Raw genomic sequence first — 240 nt, forward strand, 5'->3', positions numbered from 1 at the left:
CGCAGCGTCGCCGGGACCGACTGGAAACCTGAGTACGTGTTGAGCGCGAGCGGCCACAGTACCGAATGCACGAGCACGAATAACAAACTGCCGGTTCGTAGCCATATTCCCAGCGTACGCGTGGCGGCAGGCTCATCAGGATGCTTTCGGCGCGGCCGCCGCTCTGCAGGCCGAACAGGGTGCCGCGGTCGTAGACCAGGTTGAACTCGACGTAGCGGCCGCGGCGGTACTGCAGGAACT

At 64.2% G+C, this 240-nt stretch carries 1 protein-coding gene; it reads right to left on the reverse strand.

Going from position 1 to position 240, the window contains the following annotated elements:
- Positions 1-240 (reverse strand): coproporphyrinogen III oxidase (locus tag SB753_RS40835; RefSeq protein WP_410805646.1); only part of this gene is annotated, 240 nt, incomplete at both ends.

This window comes from Paraburkholderia sp. SIMBA_053 (genome assembly GCF_046534895.1).
Classification (GTDB): domain Bacteria; phylum Pseudomonadota; class Gammaproteobacteria; order Burkholderiales; family Burkholderiaceae; genus Paraburkholderia; species Paraburkholderia caledonica.